General features: G+C 70.5%; 23 protein-coding genes and 1 pseudogene. 15 read left to right on the forward strand and 9 right to left on the reverse strand.

Annotation, left to right across the window (positions count from 1 at the left end; all coding sequences use genetic code 11):
• Positions 1–102: 102 nt before the first annotated feature.
• The gene (gene serC, locus AC0VY3_RS32510; protein WP_103512030.1) at positions 103–1,221 is read left to right on the forward strand and encodes a phosphoserine transaminase; all 1,119 of its coding nucleotides are present in this window, start codon (positions 103–105) and stop codon (positions 1,219–1,221) included.
• A gap of 162 nt (positions 1,222–1,383) precedes the next feature.
• Positions 1,384–1,998, forward strand: coding sequence for a Uma2 family endonuclease (locus AC0VY3_RS32515; protein ID WP_103512031.1), 615 nt, complete (start codon positions 1,384–1,386; stop codon positions 1,996–1,998).
• A 13-nt stretch (positions 1,999–2,011) separates the two neighbouring features.
• Here AC0VY3_RS32515 and AC0VY3_RS32520 read toward each other — a convergent pair whose 3' ends face one another.
• The 3 genes from AC0VY3_RS32520 to AC0VY3_RS32530 form a co-directional block, all read right to left on the reverse strand.
• Positions 2,012–2,425, reverse strand: a complete 414-nt coding sequence (locus AC0VY3_RS32520) for a DUF4259 domain-containing protein (protein WP_103512032.1) — start codon at positions 2,423–2,425, stop codon at positions 2,012–2,014.
• A 10-nt stretch (positions 2,426–2,435) separates the two neighbouring features.
• Positions 2,436–3,158 carry a class I SAM-dependent methyltransferase gene (locus AC0VY3_RS32525; protein WP_475551233.1) on the reverse strand — a complete coding sequence of 241 codons (723 nt, stop codon included), beginning with the start codon at positions 3,156–3,158 and terminating at the stop codon, positions 2,436–2,438.
• A 109-nt stretch (positions 3,159–3,267) separates the two neighbouring features.
• Entirely contained in the window at positions 3,268–3,924 is a 657-nt protein-coding gene (locus AC0VY3_RS32530; RefSeq protein WP_475551234.1) for a hydrolase, read from the reverse strand.
• Positions 3,925–4,115: 191 nt separating this feature from the next.
• Here AC0VY3_RS32530 and AC0VY3_RS32535 point away from each other — a divergent pair, with 191 nt between their 5' ends.
• Positions 4,116–4,580: a MarR family winged helix-turn-helix transcriptional regulator gene (locus tag AC0VY3_RS32535; protein WP_475551235.1), complete on the forward strand. Its 465-nt coding sequence runs from the start codon at positions 4,116–4,118 to the stop codon at positions 4,578–4,580.
• Between the two features lie 48 nt (positions 4,581–4,628).
• On the opposite strand, the gene AC0VY3_RS32540 is transcribed toward AC0VY3_RS32535, so the two are convergent.
• Complete coding sequence (locus tag AC0VY3_RS32540; protein WP_475551236.1) at positions 4,629–5,702, reverse strand: MarR family transcriptional regulator; 1,074 nt, start codon at positions 5,700–5,702, stop codon at positions 4,629–4,631.
• Positions 5,703–6,248: 546 nt separating this feature from the next.
• Between AC0VY3_RS32540 and AC0VY3_RS32545 the strand changes: the two genes are divergently transcribed.
• The 6 genes from AC0VY3_RS32545 (at position 6,249) to AC0VY3_RS32570 (ending at position 11,034) form a co-directional block, all read left to right on the forward strand.
• Positions 6,249–6,992, forward strand: coding sequence for a DUF6879 family protein (locus AC0VY3_RS32545; RefSeq protein ID WP_475551237.1), 744 nt, complete (start codon positions 6,249–6,251; stop codon positions 6,990–6,992).
• 125 nt (positions 6,993–7,117) lie between these two features.
• On the forward strand, positions 7,118–7,756 hold the full coding sequence (locus tag AC0VY3_RS32550) for an HAD family hydrolase (RefSeq protein ID WP_103512038.1): 639 nt from the start codon (positions 7,118–7,120) through the stop codon (positions 7,754–7,756).
• 45 nt (positions 7,757–7,801) lie between these two features.
• Entirely contained in the window at positions 7,802–8,104 is a 303-nt protein-coding gene (locus AC0VY3_RS32555) for a helix-turn-helix domain-containing protein (protein WP_475551238.1), read from the forward strand.
• Complete coding sequence (locus AC0VY3_RS32560; protein WP_475551239.1) at positions 7,989–8,984, forward strand: transcriptional regulator; 996 nt, start codon at positions 7,989–7,991, stop codon at positions 8,982–8,984. Before AC0VY3_RS32555 ends, AC0VY3_RS32560 begins: the two co-directional genes overlap by 116 nt.
• Positions 8,985–9,802: 818 nt before the next feature.
• The gene (locus AC0VY3_RS32565; RefSeq protein WP_475551240.1) at positions 9,803–9,934 is read left to right on the forward strand and encodes a hypothetical protein; all 132 of its coding nucleotides are present in this window, start codon (positions 9,803–9,805) and stop codon (positions 9,932–9,934) included.
• Positions 9,931–11,034, forward strand: a complete 1,104-nt coding sequence (locus AC0VY3_RS32570; RefSeq protein ID WP_475551241.1) for a methyltransferase domain-containing protein — start codon at positions 9,931–9,933, stop codon at positions 11,032–11,034. Before AC0VY3_RS32565 ends, AC0VY3_RS32570 begins: the two co-directional genes overlap by 4 nt.
• Here AC0VY3_RS32570 and AC0VY3_RS32575 read toward each other — a convergent pair.
• A complete protein-coding gene (locus tag AC0VY3_RS32575) occupies positions 11,031–11,555 on the reverse strand; it encodes a GNAT family N-acetyltransferase (RefSeq protein WP_103512043.1) in 525 nt (174 codons plus the stop codon). The two genes, AC0VY3_RS32570 and AC0VY3_RS32575, sit on opposite strands and share 4 nt — an antisense overlap.
• Before the next feature lie 26 nt (positions 11,556–11,581).
• A pseudogene (locus tag AC0VY3_RS32580) lies at positions 11,582–12,331 on the reverse strand (ATP-binding cassette domain-containing protein); the annotation flags it as partial.
• 172 nt (positions 12,332–12,503) lie between these two features.
• On the opposite strand from AC0VY3_RS32580, the gene AC0VY3_RS32585 reads away from it, so the two are divergent.
• Both AC0VY3_RS32585 and AC0VY3_RS32590 read left to right on the forward strand, forming a co-directional pair.
• On the forward strand, positions 12,504–13,370 hold the full coding sequence (locus AC0VY3_RS32585; protein ID WP_475551242.1) for a TetR/AcrR family transcriptional regulator: 867 nt from the start codon (positions 12,504–12,506) through the stop codon (positions 13,368–13,370).
• A gap of 49 nt (positions 13,371–13,419) precedes the next feature.
• Positions 13,420–13,821, forward strand: a complete 402-nt coding sequence (locus tag AC0VY3_RS32590; RefSeq protein ID WP_103512046.1) for a PPOX class F420-dependent oxidoreductase — start codon at positions 13,420–13,422, stop codon at positions 13,819–13,821.
• 13 nt (positions 13,822–13,834) lie between these two features.
• Here the strand turns inward: AC0VY3_RS32590 and AC0VY3_RS32595 are convergent, their stop codons facing one another.
• Positions 13,835–14,860, reverse strand: coding sequence for an SdiA-regulated/phytase-like domain-containing protein (locus AC0VY3_RS32595; RefSeq protein WP_475551243.1), 1,026 nt, complete (start codon positions 14,858–14,860; stop codon positions 13,835–13,837).
• Between AC0VY3_RS32595 and AC0VY3_RS32600 the strand changes: the two genes are divergently transcribed.
• On the forward strand, positions 14,859–15,647 hold the full coding sequence (locus AC0VY3_RS32600; protein ID WP_475551244.1) for a GDSL-type esterase/lipase family protein: 789 nt from the start codon (positions 14,859–14,861) through the stop codon (positions 15,645–15,647). The genes AC0VY3_RS32595 and AC0VY3_RS32600 overlap by 2 nt on opposite strands.
• Before the next feature lie 13 nt (positions 15,648–15,660).
• Here AC0VY3_RS32600 and AC0VY3_RS32605 read toward each other — a convergent pair whose 3' ends face one another.
• A complete protein-coding gene (locus tag AC0VY3_RS32605; protein ID WP_242736698.1) occupies positions 15,661–16,305 on the reverse strand; it encodes a TetR/AcrR family transcriptional regulator in 645 nt (214 codons plus the stop codon).
• A gap of 239 nt (positions 16,306–16,544) precedes the next feature.
• On the opposite strand from AC0VY3_RS32605, the gene AC0VY3_RS32610 reads away from it, so the two are divergent.
• Entirely contained in the window at positions 16,545–17,549 is a 1,005-nt protein-coding gene (locus AC0VY3_RS32610) for a hypothetical protein (RefSeq protein ID WP_475551245.1), read from the forward strand.
• 342 nt (positions 17,550–17,891) lie between these two features.
• The gene (locus AC0VY3_RS32615; protein ID WP_475551246.1) at positions 17,892–18,614 is read left to right on the forward strand and encodes a hypothetical protein; all 723 of its coding nucleotides are present in this window, start codon (positions 17,892–17,894) and stop codon (positions 18,612–18,614) included.
• A gap of 94 nt (positions 18,615–18,708) precedes the next feature.
• On the opposite strand, the gene AC0VY3_RS32620 is transcribed toward AC0VY3_RS32615, so the two are convergent.
• Positions 18,709–20,991: an exo-beta-d-1,3/1,6-glucosidase gene (locus tag AC0VY3_RS32620; RefSeq protein ID WP_475551247.1), complete on the reverse strand. Its 2,283-nt coding sequence runs from the start codon at positions 20,989–20,991 to the stop codon at positions 18,709–18,711.
• A 136-nt stretch (positions 20,992–21,127) separates the two neighbouring features.
• Between AC0VY3_RS32620 and AC0VY3_RS32625 the strand changes: the two genes are divergently transcribed.
• The gene (locus tag AC0VY3_RS32625; protein WP_103512052.1) at positions 21,128–21,727 is read left to right on the forward strand and encodes a TetR/AcrR family transcriptional regulator; all 600 of its coding nucleotides are present in this window, start codon (positions 21,128–21,130) and stop codon (positions 21,725–21,727) included.
• Positions 21,728–21,748 lie beyond the last annotated feature (21 nt).

A 21,748-nucleotide genomic window follows, 5' to 3' on the forward strand; every position in this document is an offset into this window, starting at 1 on the left:
CGGGAACGCCCTCCTCCGCCCGGGGTCCACGGGTCGGAGCGCACGTCTCATCGGACGGACACGGTTACGAAGCCGTGCCACCGAGGGACTACGCTCCGTCCCGTGGCCGACATCCAGATTCCCGCTGACATCAAGCCCGCCGACGGACGCTTCGGCGCCGGTCCTTCCAAGGTGCGGACGGAGGCGCTCGACGCGCTGGCCGCCACCGGCACCTCTCTCCTCGGTACGTCCCACCGCCAGGCCCCGGTCAAGAACCTGGTCGGCGAGGTACGGGACGGCGTCCGCAGCCTCTTCTCCCTCCCCGAGGGTTACGAGGTCATCCTGGGCAACGGCGGCTCCACCGCCTTCTGGGACGTGGCGACGCACGGTCTGATCGACTCGAAGTCCCAGCACCTGAACTTCGGCGAGTTCTCGTCGAAGTTCGCCAAGGCCGCGAAGCTCGCACCCTGGCTGTCCGACCCCACCGTCATCGCCTCCGACCCGGGCACCCACCCGGACCCGCGGGCCGAGGCCGGCGTCGACGTCTACGCCTTCACCCACAACGAGACCTCCACCGGTGTCGCCGCCCCGGTCAAGCGCGTCGCGGGCGCCGACGAGGGCGCGCTGGTCCTGGTGGACGCCACCTCGGGCGCGGGCGGCCTGCCGGTCGACATCACCGAGTCCGACGTCTACTACTTCGCCCCGCAGAAGTCCTTCGCCTCCGACGGCGGCCTGTGGATCGGTGTCTTCTCCCCGGCCGCCCTGGAGCGCGCCGCCCGGATCCACGCCTCGGGCCGGCACATCCCGGAGTTCTTCTCGCTGCCCACGGCGATCGACAACTCCCTGAAGAACCAGACGTACAACACCCCGGCGCTGGCCACCCTCTTCCTGCTGAACGAGCAGCTGAAGTGGATGAACACCCAGGGCGGCCTGGACTTCACGACCGGCCGCACGGCGGCTTCGTCGGGCCACCTCTACGGCTGGGCCGACGAGTCGAAGTACGCCACCCCGTTCGTCACGGACCCGGCGAAGCGCTCGCAGGTCATCGGCACGATCGACTTCGCGGACGAGATCGACGCGGCGGCCGTCGCCAAGGTGCTGCGCGCCAACGGCATCGTGGACACCGAGCCGTACCGCAAGCTCGGCCGCAACCAGCTGCGCGTGGCGATGTTCCCGGCGATCGACCCGGCGGACGTGCAGGCGCTGACGGCGTGCGTCGACTACGTGATCGAGAAGCTGTAGCTCTTCGGTTCTGTACGGCTGTACGGAGACGGCCCGGCACCCACGTGGGTGCCGGGCCGTTTCTGCTTCACTCGACCGGGTGGCATATGCCAGAAGCGCGATCTCGGGCAGACCCGCCCTACGATGATGCTCTCGACACCAGCCCATTCCAGGAGGCCCGCAATGTCTGCAGCAGCAGTCGAGCACCCCTGTGACGGTGAGCCGGAATTCTCGCTGCTGGACAGCGCCAACGAACTGTCCGATCAGCTCCCGGGTCGCCGCGTCGAGATCATCGGAGGCGTCATCACCGTGGCCCCATCCCCGGACGGCCCGCACGCCGACGCGCTGACCACACTCGCGCTCCTGTTCGGAGCCGCGGGGCTCCACGGCCAGAAGTCCAGAATCCTTCAAGGGGCCGGTCTCTGGCTGCCCAGTGGCCCCTACGACTATGCCATCCCCGATCTGGCGCTCGTCGACGCGGACTACAGAGACCATCAGGCCGAGAACGCAACCTACGACCCCAGCGTCTTCCGTCTTGTGCTGGAGGTCACCTCCGGGAACTACCAGAACGATCTCCGCAACAAGGTCACCGCCTATGCCCTGGCCAAGATCCCGGTCTACGTCATCCTCGACCGCAAGCACAGCCGGGTCCACGTCCTGACCGAACCGCTCGCCGGTGGTTACGACAACCACCAGGTCTACGCGCCCGGCCAAACGGTCACCCTCCCCGACTCCATCGGCGCCGAAGTCTCCCTGGACGTCGAAGAACTCGTACACGCGGGCAGCCCGAAACGCTGAGAGTCCTCGGAGGTCACTCCCCCGGCGCGCCCGCCAGCACCGCCCGCAGCGCGGCTATCCCCGCCAGCCACTCCTGGTCCGCTCCGGCGTCCGCCCACAGGTCCAGCGGCTCCGCGTTCTTCGCGGTGAGGCGGTCCAGGGCACGGACGGCGAGCGAGCGCAGGTCGGCGGGGAGCGGCGGCAGGGGCTCCTTCGGGCCGTACGCCGTGGTGACGGGCTCGCCGCCGGGGCACTGGGCGGCGATCAGCGCGGCGGCGGCCACCGCCTCCTCACCGCCGTCCGCATAGTCCTCCGGCCCACTGTCCGCGACGGCGGTCAGGACGTCCCGGAGCACGTCCGCCTTCTTCGCCGCCTCCGCGTCGTCGACCCGGCCGCCGAAGTCGGCGGCGGTGTCGTTGTCGAAGTGGCCGATGTCCCAGGCGCCCATGGGGTCCCCCTCAATCCGCTGTGTTGGTGTCCCCATCCTCACAGCCACCACTGACAATCGGCCTGCGCGCGAGGACGAACCCCTGCGGCGCCCGCTCCGGGAACGGTCCGCCCGTCTCCCGCTCCCGCCACACGCGGGACACGACCTCCAGGCCCGCGTCCCGCAGCAGTTCGGCGATCCTCTCCGGCTGCCGCCGGTGGAAGTCGAGGGAGATCTCCATGCCCCACGCCTCCGACATACGCAACGGCTCGTCGCCGACCTGGAAGCCCAGCTGTACGTGGGCGCCGGGCGCCAGCACGCGGCGGAACTCCGCGAAGGCGCGCGGCAGTTCCTCGTCCGGGACGTGGATCGTCGAGTACCAGGCGAGCAGTCCGCCCAGCGACGCGTCCGGCAGGCCGAGGGCGAGCATGGAGCCCTCCTCGAAACGCAGCCCGGGGTGCTCCTGCCGCGCCACCGCGATCATCCGCGGGGAGAGGTCGATACCGAACACGTCCAGTCCCAGGCCGAGTCCGTGGAGGTACTCGGTCACCCGGCCCGTTCCGCAGCCGACATCGGCCACCGGGAGGCCGCCGCCGCTCGCCGCCGCGAGTTCCGCGAACGTACCCAACAGCGCGCGTTCCAGAGGCTTGGCGGCCAGCTCGCCGCGCGCGAACTCAGCGTAGGCGGGGGCCAGGGCGTCGTACGAGTCACGGGTGGCGCGCTGGAAGTCGGTGGCCGGGCCGGAGATGGTCATGGCCGTCACTCTAGGCGGAGAGAGCGAAGGGGAGAGGGAGGGGAAGCGGAGTTCTGATGCCTCCCCTTCCCCTCCCTCCCCACCCGTCCGCCGTCAAGTGGGCTCCCCGTCAGGCAGCGCCGCCGGGGTTCGTCGCGAGGAGCTGCTGTTCCCAGGCGAAGGCGATACCCGAGGCTCCGCCGTGCTGGGCCTGCACCTCGATGGCCCCCGTGATCGTCTCCTCGCGGGCCCAGTCGCGCTGCCACTCGGCCATCACGGCCAGCCACGTGATCGGCACGACGCCCGCCTGGACCATGCGCCGCACCGCCATGTCGTGGGCCTCGGCCGACACACCTCCGGACGCGTCGGTGACGGCGTAGACCTCGAACCCCTCCCCCGCCGCCTGGATGGCCGGCATCGCGAGGCATATCTCCGTCCAGAGCCCGGCGAGGATCAGCTTCTTGCGGCCGGTCGCCTTGACGGCGTCGACGACGCGCTCGTCCTGCCAGGTGTTGATGAGCGTCCGGTTGATCGGCTTCTGCTCCGGGAACACGTCCTGGACGCCCTGGATCAGCAGGCCGCCGCGCTCCTCCAGCACCGTCGTCAGGATGGTCGGGACGCTGTACGCCTTGGCGGCCTTGGCGAGCCCGACGACGTTGTTGACGACCATCGTCGGCTCATGGCTGTTCAGGTTGGCGACCTGGAACGGCTGATGGTCGATCAGCACCAGGACGCTCTCCTCGGGCGTCAGCAGCGCATCGAGTCCGGCCTTGTTCTGGGTGCTCATGGGTTCCCCTTCTGGAGCGTCGCGCCCGTGGATCCGGGCGACGACCGGCATTCCGACATCGATTGGTTGACGCGTCATCCACATTAGGCATGGATGGTTGATGGGTCAACCACCACTCGGGCCGGGCGACTTGGCGCCCCATGTCGAGCATCCGGTGGAGACGGGCCGTACGGCCTCGCTACGCTCCTCGCATGAACGCGACGCCTCGCTGGCTCACCCCGGACCAGCAGGCCGCCTGGGACGGCTTCATCCGCATGCAGGAGAAGCTCATCGGACGGCTCTCCCGCCAGGTCCAGGCAGAATCCCGGATGTCCCCCGCCGACTACATCGTGCTGGCCAAACTCACCGAGGCCGGCGGACGCATGCGCTTCATGGACCTCACCAAACTGGTGGAGTGGGAGAAGAGCCGCATGTCCCACCAGGTGGCGCGGATGGCGAAGCGCGGCCTGGTGACCAAGGAGGAATGCCCCGACGACGGACGCGGGTCCTTCATCGTCGCCACCCCGGCCGGCCGGGAGGCGATCGAGGAGGCCGCGCCCCTGCACGTCGAACACGTCCGGCGGCTGTTCATCGACGCGCTCACCCTGGAAGAGCTGGACGCCCTCGCCCGCATCGCGAACCGCGTCCTCGCGCATATGGAGAAGCAGCCCGACTGACCGGCTCCGGACAGCGCCGCGTCGTATGCATCGGCTAGCGAGGCAGGCTCAGACGGGCTTGAGCAGTTCGCGGAGGTTGCTCATGCGTAGCTTGACGTCGGCGATCTCGGCGGTGCGGGTCGCGTCCTCCTCGCCCAGGGAGTGGGCTTCGCGGCAGGGGCGGCAGAGCCCGTCGAAGAGGGCTTCGGGGCGGCCGGGCCGGCCGCAGTCGGTGCATTCCATGAGGATGCGGCGGGCCGGGCCGGGGCTGCTGGACCGGGCGTTCTCGATGGGTAGCCGCGGAGGGATCTTGTCGACGAGACGGCGGCGGACGAAGCCGAGGGGGCTGTCGACCCGGGCGGGAAGCCCTGCTGTGAGGGCGCCGGTCAGATAGTCGACGGTCACGCCCCGGTCGAGCCATTCCGTCGCCTGCGCTTCCAGGGCGGCGCAGTCGGCGGCGGACAGCGTCAGCCGGTGATCGTCGCGGCCGAGGCGGGCGAGGGCGAGGTAGGCGGGGGACGTCGAGGTGGCCGCTTCCGGGGCAGGGGGCGCGGGCTCGGCGTCCGGGGCCGGTTCCTGGTCCGGGGTGCATTGGTGCGGTACGGCGGGGAGTTCGGGCGCCTGTTCCGTACCAGGGTCTTCCGGGGCGGGCGGCGGTTCCTCGACCAGGCCCCTGAGCGGCGGGAGCGCCGCGTCGGACGCCGGGATGTCCGGTCCGGAACTCGCGACCAAGGTGCTGTTCTCGGTGGCGAGGTAGGCGTTCCACCATTCGCTGTCGCGGGCGGTGCGGGACCAGAAGGTGCGGTAGACCCAGCGGGTTTCGTCGCTCGCGCTGGTGACGGAGCACCGGACGCGGCGCAGGTGCCCGGCGACGGAGAGGGCGTTCAGGGCGGTGGAGATGGCTTGCTGCCCGTAGAGCGGGAGCTGTTTGGCCAGCTGCTTCACGCTCATCGCGGCACCTTCGGGGAGGTGGTCGACGAATCCGGCGACGTAGCGTTCGCGCGTCGGCAGGAGGCAGAAGTCGGTGCGCGTGCGGGCTTGCTGGCCGGGTGCGGAGCGCTTGCCGTACCCGGGATTGGCCATCGGGTACGCGGCGGAGAGTGCGGGGGCGGGCAGGGCGGAGCTAGTGTGCTTTGTAGCCACGAGGTCGGCTTTCTGGTGTGTGTCGATCTTGCGGTGAGACCCCGGCCTGGTGCTGTAACACCGCGTCGGGGTCGATTAGTTCTCGCACCGTAAGCGGCGGTCACGCTGCGCCGCAAGCTGTCACGATTAGTCATACTTCCTGGCCGTGACGGGGCGGGGAGGGAGGGAAGGTTTTCCCTAACCCTCTTCATCTACCTACCGGTTAAAGAAGGATCTCGTGTCACGGGTCTCGCATCCCGAAACCCGTGTCCCGGGTCCCGAGCTTCGGGCCGGAGCGCCGTTCACGTAACCCCGGAAGAGTGACCCGGCCGTCCCCGAGGCCCGAGGCTTGCGGCTCAGGACCCGAGCTTCGGGGCGGGCAAGGCGCTTGGGCGGGCCGGATCGGAACGCGCTGCCAAGCTCTGGACCCTGATCGACCGGTCACCTACGGTCAATTGCGCGCAACTGTCGTGCCTGCAGAACGATCTGCAATTCCGCGCAATACATCGGCGGCCTTGAGCTATCCGCAGCATCCTGGATTCCCACCCAGCGCAGACGGAGGGCACGATGGCGCACCTCAGGTTCCTCGGTACCACCAGCGACGACGGAGACTGCCCCACGCTCTACGAGGTCGAGGGCACCACCGACATCCTTGTCCAGGGCGACCGTGTGACCGACCCCGAGCAACTTGCCCGGCTCCGCGATGTGAAGGACAGCGAGACGTTCGTGCTGGTGCCACGCGACCTCCTGGTCCGCTTCGCTCCGCGCACCGCCCATCCCGAGATGGTGCCGTTCTCCGAGACCGCCCCGCTGTTCCGCGAGTTCAAGCACACCGCGTTCCGGCTGGAGAGCCGGCGCGGATACGCCTCCGACCGCAACGGCCCGAAGTGGGAACGATGGAAGAGCGGCGCGGACATCGCGACGGAACCGGACAACGCATGGCGCGAGAACGTCCGCGCGCAGACAGCGGAGGGGAAGCGGTTCGAACGGGTCCGACTGGTCGACCAGCCGCTCACCGAGGGGCAACGGTTCCTTCTCGCCAGTGGGCACAGCAACGTGTCGGCAGGCGAGGACATCCGCAACCTGCCCCGGGACGAGGCGGAGCGCATCGGCCTGCCGGACCACGACTTCTGGCTGTTCGACTCCAGGCTCGTCGCACGGTTCGACTTCGACGAGAACGACACAACGCTCGGCGTCATCCTCAGCGAGGACCCGGCCGAGGTCGCAGCTGCCTGTCAGGCGCGAGACGCGGCCTGGCACCACGCGACCCGCACCGCTGATTTCGCAAAGGCGGTAGCTTCGACAGGGTGAGCACCGACCTCAGCCACGCCCCACTCCTCTCACGCCTCGGCGAGGCGGATCGCGTACCGGATGCTCCCCAGTTCCCGATCATCGACGATGTCGCGGCTGCCGAATGGCGCCCCTAGGCTCGACGTGTGAAGACGTTCGTGTTCGACATCGGTGAGACTCTCATCCGCGACGACCGCTACTGGGGTTCCTGGGCCGACTGGCTCGGCACGCCCCGGCACACGCTGTCCGCCCTCGTCGGTGCCGTGACAGCCCAAGGGCTCGACAACTCCGAAGCCCTGAAGCTGGTGAAGCCTGGCATCGACATTCCGGCCGAGTACGCGGCCCGCGAGGCAGCAGGGCGGGGCGAGTACCTCGACGAAAGCGACCTGTACGAAGACGTCCGCCCCGCGCTCGCGGAACTTCGCCGCCTTGGCATGCGCGTCGTCATCGCAGGCAACCAGACTGTGCGCGCAGGCGAGTTGCTCCGTGATCTCGACCTGCCCGCCGACCTCATCGTGACCTCCGGGGAGTGGAACTGCGCCAAGCCTTCGGCAGAGTTCTTCGCGAAGGTCCTGGAGGTGTCCGGTGCCCCTGCGCGCGACACCGTGTACGTCGGTGACCACCCCGCGAACGACACATTCCCCGCCGCCAGGGCCGGACTCCGCACCGCGCACATCCGCCGGGGCCCCTGGGGACACCTCTGGGCCGGTGACGACCAAGTCAACTCGACCGCCGAGTGGGTGATCCACTCACTCATGGAACTTACCGACATCACTGGTAAGTAGCGGGAAACGTCTTCCGTAGCGTCATCGCCCGCGTACGGTCAGTGGGTGTCCTCCGACAGCCCGCAGGAGATCGGCAGGCGGATTGCCGCATGCCGCCGCGCACGCCGCTACACCCAGACCGCACTTGCCGCGGCCTCTCACGTGTCCTACGCCATGGTTCGCGCCATCGAGCGAGGCGCCCGGCGGCCCAGCGACGAGGTGCTCGAAGCGATCGCGGATGCCCTTGAGGTGGATGTCGCGCGTCTGCGCGGATCACGTCGGCACGGAGCGTCGTGTCCATCGGGCGCTGCCCGCCCTGTCGGAGGCGATCGCCGGGTACGACCTTGCTCTGGGGCCGCCGACACGTAGACCGGATGAACTGGCCGATGAGATCACTGCGGCGGTGGGCTGGCGTCTCGCTGCCCAGTACGGCCGGATTGCCGCCGTCATCCCTGGGCTGCTGGCCGACGCAATTCGGTACGTCCATACAGCGCCCAGGACTGAACACCAGGACGCCGCGCGGATGCTGGCCTCAGCTGCCCGGACCGCGGATGCCGTCGCCTTCAAGCACGGGGCGCACGATCTCTCGGCGCGGCTCAGCGACCTGATGCGCTGGGCAGCGGACCGGGCAGACGACCCCCTCGTCCAGGCCACAGCCTCGTACGTCCGCGCCGAGACGTTCTTCGCGACCCGCGCTCATGCCGCCGGCCTGGTAGCGCTGGAGCAGGCCATCGAGGCCGCCCCGCCACCGGACGGGCGTACGCAGGCAGCCGCTCGCGGTGCACTCCACATGAGAGCCGCAGTGCTTGCGAGCCGAGCGCAGAACGCTGCCGGGACGGAAACTCATCTGGCTCACGCGCGGCAGCTGAGCCGACAAGTCGGCCGAGAAGGCTGCTATCTGGGCACGGCCTTCGGACCTGAAAGCGTTCGTATCCACGAAGTGTCCGTCGCCGTCAGCCTCGGACCTGACCACGCGGACCGGGCCCTTCGCGCTGCTGCCACCTGGGCACCCGGCGTCGATCTGCCTGCCGAGCGTCGCAGCGGGTTCTACATCGAACTCGCCAGGGCTCAGGACTGGGCGGGTCGCCCCGTAGAGGCCTTCACCAGCCTCCGGATGGCACGTGCTGCGGCTCCTCAGCACACACGGGAGCATCCATGGACGCGCGAGGTCGCCCGGAACCTGCGCCGCTTCCATCGCTCTGACGCCGAGAGCCTGACGCACTTCGCCCACTGGGCCGGAGCCGTCTGAACCGTGCGCGCTGCTACACGCCGTAGCAGTCAGGTGTCGTCCTGCCACCGATGCTCTACCTGTCCGCGCCAGACAGGCAGTTGTAAGGAGACCGGATGAACATTTCCGTGCCCGTAGAGGAACTGCGCACCGCCCGGCCGCATGCCGGGCCACGCCGCGCCAGGAGCAGCCGGAGCGAGAGCGGCGACGCCACGTACAGAACGTGGCTCGGGCACACCCTGTGCTGTGCCGCCTGCCGTGCCGGGGTCTCCTGCCCGATGGCTGTGCGGTTGGGGCGTGCTTGGCGGGAGGCGCGGCGCGGATGAGGTGTTTCGCGGAGGGGGTCGTGCACGAGGTGCTGTCCGAGGACGGCACGGGTGCCTACTGTCCGGAGCATGGGGTGACGCTGTTGTGGCGTGGTGATCCGATCTCTGCCGCCGATCTGTCCGGAGGGTCGGTCGTTGCTCTGGACGCGCTGTCGGTAGGTGTGGAGGGTCCGTGCAGCGTTGTCTGCCGTAGCGGGTTGGTGACGGACCTGGCCGACGTGCATGCCCTGTGCCGCTTGCCGGAGTGCACCTGCCCGTGCCACGTGTTGACCCCTGCTCTCCGGGATGCGGGATGACCCCCGACTTGTCGGTCTCGGATGTCCGTACGTGTGAGGCGTGCTGGCGAGCACCGGTGACCGCCGTCCGGCACACCGCCCTTGGCCGGGATTCGTTGTGCCGGGCGTGTGCCGAGGGTGGCTGTCCGCGTCGGGTCGACCTCTTTCCGCCGTACGGGATCTACCGACTGCACCACCCTCTCAACCAGTCAGCTGCACCGATCAGAGGAGATGGACGATGACCAGCACCCCCGTACCCGTCGAGGCCGGCAAGCATGGCGGGCCGCCGGCGGACAAGCCGTGGACTCCGCCCCAGGAGCCGAAGCCGTCACCGGACGGCAGCCGGCCCCAGTTCGTGCAGCAGCCATGAGCACCGCACACCAGGTCCCTACGTACACGGCGCTGGTACAGGAGTTGGCCGATCGTCGGCTGCTCACTGCCCGCTGGCGGCAGGTGTTCGATGCTGTGCCGCGCAGCCGGTTCGTCCCGGCCGATGTGTGGCGGCAACTCCCGGACCGGTGCGAGCCGGTCGTGGGCACGGACGCGTGGCTGGCGTTGGTGAACAGTGACGAGCCGGTCGTCACACAGCTCGACGACGGGGACGAGGACGGACCCGGCATCGCGACGTCGTCGAACTCGATGCCCTCGATGGTCGCCCGGATGCTCGGCCTGCTCGACATCGAGGACGGTCAGCGGGTGGTGGAGATCGGCACCGGCACCGGGTACGTCGCCGCGTTGCTCTGCGAGCGGCTCGGTGACGACCTGGTCCATAGTGTCGAGCTGGACCCGGGCGTGGCACGACAGGCGGCCGAGGCCTTGGCGCAGGCCGGGTACCGGCCGCATCTGCGGGTCGGCGACGGTGAACAGCCCTGGCCCGGCCTGGGCCCGGTCGACCGGCTCATCGCCACCTGCGCCCTGCGCTACATCCCCTACGCACTGCTCCGACAAGTCCGCCCCGGCGGGATCGTCGTCGCCCCGCTCGGCCGGGAGTTCTGGTCGGGCGCGCTGGTCCAGCTCCACGTCCAGGACGACGGCACCGCGACCGGCCCGTTCCGCGGCGGAGCCACGTACATGCCGATGAGAGCGCATCGCGTGCCCGACCTCCACGACGTACACGGGAAAGGGCGGGCGCGTGCCGCAGGCCTGGACCCCGCTCTCCTCCTCGACCTCGGATTCGCCCTCTACGCCGGAGCCCGGCTCCCCGGCGTACGCCTCATCCACCAGAACACCGACAACGGCGTCCAGGTCTGGGCGACCCGCGAGAACGGAGCCGCCGCGACAGCCGCCACCGGAGCAGAGGTGTGGCAGTACGGGCCCGGGTTCCTCTGGGAAGAGATCGAACAGACCTGGTGGGAGTACGAGACGGAAGGTCGGCCCGACGCCGAACAGTTCGGGCTGACCGTCACCGACCGAAGCCAGCACGTATGGCTACGAGACCCGCACGAGGTCATCCGGCCTGGTAGGCCCTAACGGGACCCCGGCACGGGCGGGTTGCCCGTCCAGCGTCGCTCGCCGTCCTCCCACTCCCCCGTCGGCGCGAGCCCCGCCGCCGACGCCACCGCCTCCGACGCGGCGTGGTCGGGGTGGACATGGGCGACGAGCGTCCGGACTCCCCCGGCCGAAGTCAGGTGTGCCGCAAGGCCCTTCGCCGCCTCGCTCGCATAGCCCCGGCCCTGCCACGGCGTCCCGACCACCCAGGCGATCTCCGCACGCGGACCCCGTACGGTCGCCTGGACGTATCCGGCGAGGCGCCCGTCCGCACGGACCCGGAGCACCCAGTTCCACCACAGCTCGCCGGGGTCCGGCGAACCGGCGCACTGCCGCTCGTACCGGGACCGCAGTGCGGCCGGGTCCGGCGGGCCGCCCCCGGTGAACACGTACAGCGCGGGATCCGCGAGGACCGCCGCCATCTCCTCGGCGTACGCCGGATCGAGGGGCAGCGCGTCGAGGCGAGGTGTGGTGAAGGGCAGGGGCCCGGTGGTGGTCGGCACGGCCCTCGACCCTACGCCGACCCGTCCGCGTCGGCGGCCACGACCTCGATCCGGTCGCCGCCGACCCGGTCCTTCAGCGCGTCCGGGGTGTCGTCGGCGATGGCCCGCCCCCGGGCGATGACGGTGATGTGCGAGGCCAGGCGGTCCGCCTCGTCCAGGTACTGCGTGGTCAGCAGCACCGTCGTACCGCCCGCCACCAGGGCCCGGACCGCGTCCCAGACCTCGCCCCGGCCGCGCGGGTCGAGCCCGGTCGTCGGCTCGTCGAGGAAGAGAACGTCGGGCGAGAGGATCATCGAGGAGGCCAGGTCGAGCCGTCGCCGCATGCCGCCGCTGTACTCGCCGGCGCTCCTGTCGGCCGCCTCGACCAGGTCGAACCGTTCCAGCAACTCCCCGGCGCGCTGCCGGGCCCGGCGGTTGCCGAGGTGGAAGAGCCGCCCGAACATCTCCAGGTTCTGCCGCCCGGTGAGGCCCTCGTCGACGGCCGCGTACTGGCCGGTGAGCCCGATCCGGCTCCGTACGCGGCGGGGTTCGCGGGCCACGTCGAGCCCGGCGACCTCGGCCCGGCCCGCGTCGTACCGCAGGAGCGTGGCGAGGACCCGCACGGCGGTGGTCTTGCCGGCCCCGTTCGGGCCGAGCAGTCCGTGGACGGTGCCGGGGCGGACGGCGAGGTCGAATCCGTCGAGCGCCCGCTTCTCCGTCCCGCCCTTCCCCCGGTACCGCTTCACCACGCCCTCGGCGAGCACCGCGTACCCGGACGCGGTTTCCGTCATGGACATGGACGTGGACGACATGGATGTGGACATGGATGTGGGCACAGGCATGGCGCTACCCCCTGTTTCTCCGACCGAGCGGAAGCCAATTGAGTACACCGTACCCCAAACTGAGTACGGCGTACCTCGATTCGAGTACGGCGTACCCACATCCGTTCCGGCGCATTACGCTGACCCCATGGCGAAAGACGGATCGACAGCGGCGACGGACGGCACGGCCACCGGGAGCGGCGACATCGCGCGCAGCCTGGAACTCCTGTGGGGCACCGGGGAACGCCCCAGCCGCGGCCCCAAACCGGGCCTCACGCTCGACCGGATCGTCACGGCCGCGGTCGCCGTCGCGGACGCGGAAGGGCTGGCCGCCGTCTCCATGCGCCGGCTCTCCACCGAGCTCGGCACGGGCACGATGTCGCTCTACCGGTACGTCCCCGGCAAGGCCGAACTGCTGGACCTGATGCTCGACCGGGTACTGGGCGAGCCCCTCCCCTCGGACACGGGCACGGACCCCGCCGATACGCCCGGGGCACCCGCCGAACCGGCCGACGCCCCGGCCGACTGGCGGGCGGCGATCGACACCATGGCCCGCACCTACCTGGACAACCTGCGCCGCCACCCCTGGCTGCTGAAGATCAACCAGGCCCGTACGGTGCTCGGCCCCAGCGCCCTGCGCGGGCTGGAGCTCTCGCTGACCTCGCTGCGGTCCATGGGGCTGCGCGACCCCGAGCTGATCAGCGTGATCATCACGGTGAACAGCTTCGTGGAAGGCCTCGCCCGCACCCGGGCCGACGAGGCGGAGGCGGTGGCGCAGACCGGGCTGAGCGACGAGGAGTTCTGGGACAACCAGCGCCCTTACCTGGAACGGGCCATGCTCAGCGGCGCGTACCCGATGATGGCGGGCATGTCGGAGGACACCTTCAGCCCCGAGTTCGACCACTTCGAGTTCGGGCTGCAACGGCTGATCGCCGGATTCGAGGCCCTGGTCGCGGAGCGGACGACGGAGCGGGCATCGGAGAATACGTCGGAGACGGCGGGGACCTCGGGCTGAACAGCAGCCCGGACATGACAATGCTCCCGGCCCGTGCCCCAATGGATATATGGACGCCAGCCGGGAGCTCGCTCCCTTCGTCAAGCAGTACGCCGTCCTGCTGAGCACCCACCGGCAGGACGGGACCCCCGTCGGCACACCGGTCAACATCGTCGTCGAGGGCGATCACGCGTTCATCCGCACGTTCTCCTCCGCCTGGAAGGTCGAGCGGATGCGCAACCACCCGCAGGTGGAGCTCGCCCCCTGCACGGTCCGGGGCAGACCCACCGGACCGCAGATCAGGGCGCACGCGCGGCTGCTGCGACCGGGCACGAAGGAGAACACGCACGCGGCACGGATGATGTCGCGCAAATACCCGATCGTGCAGGGCGTGCTGGTCCCGCTCGCGCACCGGCTGAAGCGGGACCGGACGCTGCACTACGAGGTGTGGCCGGTGACGGACGACACCTGAGGCAACAGCCGCCTCATCCCTGACCGCGCCGCCGCTTCAGCGCGAGCCAGAGAGCCGCCACCCCGACGAGGACGGCGGCCCCGAGCGCCGCACTGCCGCCACCGTCCCCGTCACCTGCCTTGTCGGCGCCATCCCGCTCGCCGCCCTTCGAGGGAGCCCCGGAGCCGGAGCCGGAATCCGAACCGTTCCCCGGCCCACCCTCCACCTCCACCCGGACGACACCGCTGCGCGCGCCCTCCGAGCCGAACATCAGGGCCGAGCCGTCCGCCGTGTACGTCACCGACTCCGCCTGCCGCTGGAACGGTGCGGCGACCGGCCGGTCCGCGCCGAGGCGGCCGTTCTCGAAGGCGTACTCGCGGGCGCTGAAGTACGAGCGCAGCGCCAGCCGGGTGCCGTCGGGCGAGAAGGCCCCGTCCGTCACCCACGGCACCTCGCCCACCCGCCGGAACACGTTCGTGGAACCGGCGGTCAGCTTCGCGGGTCCTTCGTAGAGGCCGCCGCCGTCCTCGTTCTTGGAGGCGATGTAGACCCGGCCGGTCTTGGGGTGGACCATCAGCGCCTCGGCGTTGCGGGCCCCGTCGGCGTACTTCACGTCGTACTGGACGGCCGTGACGGTCGCGTCGCGCAACTGCTTCGGCTCGGGGAACCGGTAGATCCAGACGTGGTCCCAGCTGCCGTCCAGGTTGTCGCCGATGTCACCGACGTAGATGTCGCCGTCCGGACCGATGGAGATGCCCTCGACGTCCCTCGGCTCGCCCACGCCGCGCATGGTGATGGTGGCGAGGGTCTTCCCGGTGCGGGAGTCGACCGCGAAGACGTAGGGGCCGTCGTCGCTGTCGTTGTGCGTCCAGTAGACGCCGGGGTGCGCGCGGCTGGCGGCGAGGCCGCTGGACTCGGTGATGCGGGGGTCCTCGATCGTGAAGTCACGGTCGGGCCGCCCGTCGTCGGCCACGGCCGGACCGGCCCCGGCGAACAGCAGAAGGGCGGCGGCGAGGGCTGCGGCACGGGTGCCCGTCGGGCCGGTCGGATACGAACGCATGGCCCAAGTGTCCATCGTCACGTCGCAGGCCGGAGCCGTGATCGGCCATGATGACGCCATGCGTTTCCTCTTCGTCGGCGATTCCATGACCATCGGGAGCGCCGGCGACGTCACCTGGCGCTACCGGATGTGGCAGCACCTGGAGGCATCCGCCGGCCTCCCGTACGAGATCGTCGGCCCGCGCTCGACGCTGTACGACGCCGGGGCGGGCGCCCCGCTCTCCCACGCGTACGCCGACCCGTCCTTCCCGCCCGCCGCGCGCCGCCATCTGTCCGGCTGGGGCGAGGGCTGGCTGCACATGGCCCCGGTGATCGCGGACGCGGTCCGCGAGACGGAGGCGGACGTCCTGCTGGTCTCGCTCGGCCTGATAGACCTCGGGTTCTACACGGACGCCGGGCAGACGGCGGCCAACGCCCGCGCGTTCATCACGGCGGCGCGCACGGCGAACCCGCGCATCCGCATGGTGCTGCTCCCGGTGATACCGAACGTCCGGGCCGAGACGGACGCCCCCTTCGCCGCCTCCTGCGCCCACTTCAACGAACTGCTGGCCAAGGTGGTGGCCGACCTCGACACACCGTCGTCCCCGCTCCTGCTTGCGTCACGTCCGCCGGGCTACGACATCCACACGGACACGTACGACGGCACCCACCCGGGCCCGACGGGCGAACACAAGCTCGCCGCCACCTTCGCCGACGCGATGCACCAGGCGTGGGGGCTGGGCGGGCCGTATGCCGGGCAGCGGGTTCCGGTGGGCGGACCGGTCGGTGTGGCGGCGGCGTCGGGCTGACCCGTCCGCGCCCTCACTCCTCCGAGCGCTGCGACCCCAGCATCGACAGGGCCAGCTGGGTCAGTTCGCCCGAGACCTCGCCGGGGCGGGCCCGGCGGCAGCGGCGGGCGTGGTGGGCCATCAGTTCGTGGACCGTGCCGACCATCACCATCACGTCGACCCGGTGGTCCCGGTCCTCCGCCTCGCCGCGCTCCACCGCACGCTCGGCCTCGCCGGTCAGGAACTCCGTCCACAGCGCCCGCCAGAGCTTGCAGTGCTCGTCCACCACGGCGCTCACGCCCAGCACTTCGACGAACGTCACGCGGGCCTCGCGCGGGTCGCTGGTGACGGCCTCCACATAGGCGTCGAAGAGCCGTCGGACCCGCTCCGCGATCGAGCACTCCTCGATGCCCTCGGTCAGCAGGGCGCTCTCCGCCGCCCGCAGCCCGGTCGTCGTGACCCGGTTGTGGAGGGCGATGAGGAGCCCCTCCCGGGAGCCGTACTCCTGACGCAGCACCTCGACCGGCACGCCGGCCGCCTCGCACACATCGTGCTCGGCGGTCTCCCGGTATCCGTTGACGCCGTACAACTCCCTGGCTGCTTCCAGAAGTTGTTCCCGCGCCTGGGCGCGCGCGACATCCCCGGGCCCGGTCCGCTGAACCGTCCAGCTCTCCGCCACCGGTCCTCCTTGAGCGCAAGGTGCGGGAGAGGGGCCTGCGCGCCTCTGCACGAACCGCCGCCCCATTGTGCTCGCCCCACCGCCGTCCGGACGGCCGCGCCACACCCGTACGGGGGAATACCCGCACGCGGAAACGCTTCTTCTTTGCGCGCCCCGGATGCGCCCCAGCGCTCGGCCCTCACATGCGCCGCATCGCACGGCGAACCCCGCGTTGAACACGTTCAAACAGCTCTGCCACGATGGTCACAGCTGCCGCCCCGGCCGGGCGTGCCGCGTACATCACCGTGCGCAAGGGGGACTTAACGGTGCAGAACAAGCGATTGTTCGGCCTGTCACTGCTGCTCTCGATCCTGGTCCTGCACCTGGAAGCGGCGATCGCGCTCGTCGTGAGCATCGTGTACGGCGTCACGCAGGAGTCGCCGAACACCGGCGTCGGCGGTTCGGCGATGTTCGTCCTGCTGCTGCCCGTGCTCGCCGTGTTCACGACCAGTGCCGCAGCCGTCCTGTCCCTGGCCCTCGTCCTCCCGACCGCCTGGTTGAGCGATGTGCTGGGACGCCGGTTCGGCGGGCGCGAGGTGTGGTGGTGGGTTCCGGTGGTGGCGGCGGCCGTCTCGCTCCTGACGGTCGGCGTGGTCGTCGTCCTGTCCGGTGGCGGTGCGGGGCCCGTCGCCGTCGTTCTGGGCTGGTGCCTGACCACGGCCGCGCTCACCGTTCCGGCCCTGCTCTGGCGGTCGCGGCGGGAGCGGATCTTCGGGCCCGTGCTGCTGTGGGGCGTGGTCGCCGTGGTTCTCACCGCCGTCCTCGGCGGCGTCGGCCTGGCGACGGGGCTGCTCCGGGAGTACCGCCCACCGGCGGTCACATCGGCGGACATCGTCGGCACCTGGTCCGACGGAAGGGGCGGGACGCTCGCCTTCACCGCGGACGGCCGGGTCACCGCCGTCGACGTCGACGAAGACGCGCTCGACGTCTGGGACATGCCCGACGACGAAGACGCGGAGGATCCGGCGGACTCCCACAACAGCTGTACGGGGCAGGGCACCTGGGCCTTCGAGCCCGGCGTGAACCGCTGGTCGCAGGGGGTCGACGTGAGCTTCGACGCATGCTCGTACGACACATGGAACATCGGCGGCACGGAGAGCCGGCCCACCCTCTACCAGTACATCGGCGACCCGGACTCCTGGGACCTGTACAAGCTGACGAGGTCCACCGGGAGCTCCGGCAGCGGCCCTTCGGTTCGACCCTGACGTACGGGGCAGGGGTGAGCGTCACCGCACCCCAGCCATCGAAACCCCGGCCCTGCCAGGGCCGGATCGAGGAGCCGTCCATCGCCCGGCCGCACGGCCCCGGGCCGGCGGGAACGTCGGCCCGTCCCGGAGCCGACCCCGGCCCCGGTCACCGAGCCGACCGTCACAGTCGAGCCACGGGTCCTTCTCGACTGAGCCACCATCAAGGTCACAGAACGTACGGTTCGCAAACCGGAACGCCCCGTTCTCGTGCTTCACATACCTTTTGGCCGACCCACTCAGGGCTCCCAGCGGCCCCATCGACCACACAGGGTTGTCACAGGCGCAACTTAGGCTCCCTTTATGCGTATCTCCAAGAACCTCATCGGGCTGGCCGCCGTCGGCATTCTGGCGGCCGGTTGCGGCTCCTCGTCGAGCGACGACTCCGCCGGCTCCTCCGGATCGACCGGCTCCGCCCGCCAGGCCCCCAGCAAGGACGCCAAGGCTCCCGAGCCGGGCGCGGACCTCGCGGTCCCGGTGACCGGGCCGCAGCCGGACGTCCTCGCGTCCAGCTCCGACCCCAAGCTCAAGGTCACCCCGAAGCCCGCCAACGGCGCGTCGTTCACCGAGAAGGTCGAGCACAAGCTCCAGGAAGACCTGCTCGGCCGCCTCAAGGTGCCGGGGAAGACCAGCGCGAACTGCCCGGACGGGGTGACCCAGAAGGCCGGCGCCGTCAGCGTCTGCAACGTGACCTACGAGGGCGCGACCGTCCCGTACGAGATCGAGATCAGCGAGAAGTACAAGCCGGGCAGCTTCCTGACCTTCTACAACAGCACCCCGAAGAAGGGGCTCCTGGTCGCCGAGAACGCCTACGACCGGCTCTGGGCCGCCAACAAGAACCGTTCCGACATCAGCAAGCTCTCCTGCCAGGAGCTGCCCGCGGCCAAGGCCGTGGACGAGGAGACCGAGACCGGCTTCCACTGCCAGTACTGGGGCAAGTACGCGGGCGAGGACGGCAAGGGCGGCTTCGTGAAGCTCGGCATCAAGGTCAACCGGCACAACGTGGACTTCTTCGAGGTCCGCTGACGTCCGACGGCTACGGGGACATCACCGATGGGACCGCTCCCGCGGTCTGGCGCGGAACGGTCCCATCGACGGCTCGGCCGCCACGGTCCGGGGCTCAGCCCTTGACCGTGAACTCCCCCCGCAGCAGCGCCTCGTCGCGGGACGACGGGCCCACCAGCAGCTCGAAGCGGCCCGGCTCCACGATGCGGCGGCCCGCCGCGTCCACGAGCGTGCAGTCGGCGGCCGGGAGCTCGAAGAGGACCTCGCGCGACTGCCCGGGGGCCAGCTCCACGTGGCGGTAGGCCTTCAGCTCCTTCTCCGCCCAGGTCACCGAGGTCACCGTGTCGCTCACGTACACCTGCACCGTCTCCAGCGCGGGCCGCGCACCGGTGTTGGTCACCGTGACCCGGGCCCGTACGGACTCCGACTCGTCGACCACCGCCGTCAGCACCTCCAGGTCCGTGTAGGCGACGGTCGAGTAGCTCAGCCCCTCACCGAACGCGAACGCCGGGCGCTGGGTGAGGTCCGCGTAGCGCGTGCCGTGCTGGCCGCGCACCTGGTTGTAGTACGTCGGCTGCTGGCCCGCGTGCCGGGCGAAGGACAGCGGCAGCCGGCCGGTCGGCTCGACCAGCCCGAGGAGCAGTTCGGCGACGGCCCGACCGCCGAGCATGCCCGGGTTGGCCGCGTACACGATCGCCGCCGCACCGAGCGCGGACGGCGGCAGCACCAGCGGCTTGGAGCTGATGACCACCACGACGAGCGGCTTGCCCGTCGCGGCCAGCGCGTCCAGCAACGCGACCTGGTCGCCCACGAGTTCGAGGGTGGCCGTCGACTTGCCCTCGCCGATCAGCTCGATCCGGTCGCCGACTACGGCCACCACATGGTCGGCGGCCTCGGCGGCGGCCACGGCCTCGGCGATCAACTCCGCGTCGGGGGCGGCCGGGTGGACGACCTCCGGGCGGGGCTGGCCGTCCGGGAAGAACTCCCCCTCCGGATCGGGCCCGACATCCAGGATCCGGGCGCCGGGCGCGTACGAGACGGTCCAGTCGGCGGGCGCCCGGTCGCGGAAGCCGTCGAGGACCGTACGGATCATGGCGCGTGGCTGGCCGTCCGGCAGCCAGTCGGCCTGCCCGGAGGAGCCCGCCCAGTCGCCCAACTGGGTCTGTGCGTCATCCGCGTTGGGGCCGATGACCGCCACCGTACGGGGACCGGGACCCGTGGCCCGCCCCTCCTCTCCGGCCTCCAGGCCGCCAGCGAACGGCAGCGTGCCGTCGTTCGTCAGCAGGACCAGCGAGCGGCGGGCCGCCTCCAGGTTCAGCTCGGCGTGCGCGGCGCTGCCGATGAACTCGGCCTGGCGGCCGGCATCGGGGTGGCGGGGGTTCTCGAAGAGGCCCAGCTCGAACTTGAGCGTCAGGATGCGGCGTACGGCGGCGTCGATCTCCGTCTCCGACAACTCGCCCTGGGCGACCGCCTCCTGGGCCCCCTCGAAGAAGTTCGACGTGGTCATCACCATGTCGTTGCCCGCGCGGACCGCCGCCGCCGAGGCCTGCGCGTAGTCGGCGTAGACCTTCTGCTCCCACACCATGCGGCCGACGTTGTCCCAGTCGGTGACCAGCGTCCCGGTGTAGCCCCACTCGCCGCGCAGCACCTCGTTGAGCAGCCAGTTGTTCACGGTGATCGGCACGCCGTCCATCGACTGGTAGCCGAGCATGAACGTACGGCAGCCCTCCTTGGCGACCCGCTCGAACGGCGGCAGGAACCAGGAGCGCAGTTTGCGCCGTGAGATGTCCGCCTCGCTGGCGTCCCGGCCGCCCTGGGTCTCGGAGTACCCGGCGAAGTGCTTGGCGCAGGCCAGGATCGCGGTCGGGTCGTCGAGGCCGTCGCCCTGGTAGCCGCGCACCATCGCGGAGGCCAGCTCACCGATCAGGAGCGGGTCCTCGCCGAAGGTCTCGCTCACCCGGCCCCACCGCAGGTCCCGGGTGATGCAGAGCACCGGCGAGAACGTCCAGTGCACCCCGGTCGCCGCGACCTCGACCGCCGTCGCCCGCGCGATCCGCTCCACCAGCTCCGGGTCCCAGGTGGCGGCCATCCCGAGCTGCGTCGGGTAGATCGTGGCGCCCACCCAGAAGGAGTGCCCGTGGATGCAGTCCTCGGCGACGAGCAGCGGGATGCGCAGCCGGGTCTTCGCGGTGAGCGCGGCGGCCTCGCGCACCCGGTCCGGCGAGGCGTGCAGGATCGAGCCGGCGTGCAGGTCCTCGACGAGGTGCCGCACCCCCTCCTTCGCGTTGAGCTGGAGCATCTGGCCGACCTTCTCGGGCAGCGTCATGCGCCCCAGGAGGTCGGCGACCCGTTCCCCGACGGGCAGCTCGGGGTCGAGATACGGCGGCTTGAGACCCACAGGACTTCCTTTCACGACGGCCACGACGGCACTCCGCAGTACCGTACGCTCAATCCCGACCGCTTGGTAAGTATTCGCCCCTGTGAGAATCTGGGGCGGAACGAGAAAGGCGTCCGATGACAACGGGTGAATACGCGTGACCCCGGAAACCCGGCGCGGCTACGCCAAGGGCCGGGCCAAGCGGACCGAGATCCTCGACCAGGCGATGGCCCTGTTCGGCGAGGCCGGCTACCGGGGCGCTTCGCTGCGCGTCATCGCCACCCGCTGCGGCATCTCCCACCCGGGCCTCCTGCACCACTTCCCGACGAAGGAGGCCCTGCTCCTCGCCGTGCTCCAGCGCCGTGACGACGTGGACGACGAGTGGCTGTCCCTGGGCGTGACGCGGGGCATCGACCATCTGCGCCGGCTGACCGACCTCGCGGAGCTGAACGCCAAGCGGCGCGGGATCGTCGAGCTGTTCTCGGTGGTCGCGGCGGAGGCCACCGCCCCCGACCACCCGGCACACGCGTACTTCGAGGCCCGCTACCGTACGTCGGTCGCCAACACCGAACGCGCCTACCTCCAGGCCCGGCAGGCGGGCGAACTCCGTGACGACGTCGATCCGTCGGCGGCCGCGCAGCAGCTCATCGCGCTGATGGACGGCCTCCAGATCCAGTGGCTGATCAGCGACTGCGCGACGGACATGGCGGGCGTACTGCGGGCGCACGTCCGGGCGCAACTGACCGTGCCCTTCTGACCCGGCCGAGAGAGGACGTGG

The sequence above is a fragment of the Streptomyces sp. iso_384 genome (assembly GCF_056172905.1).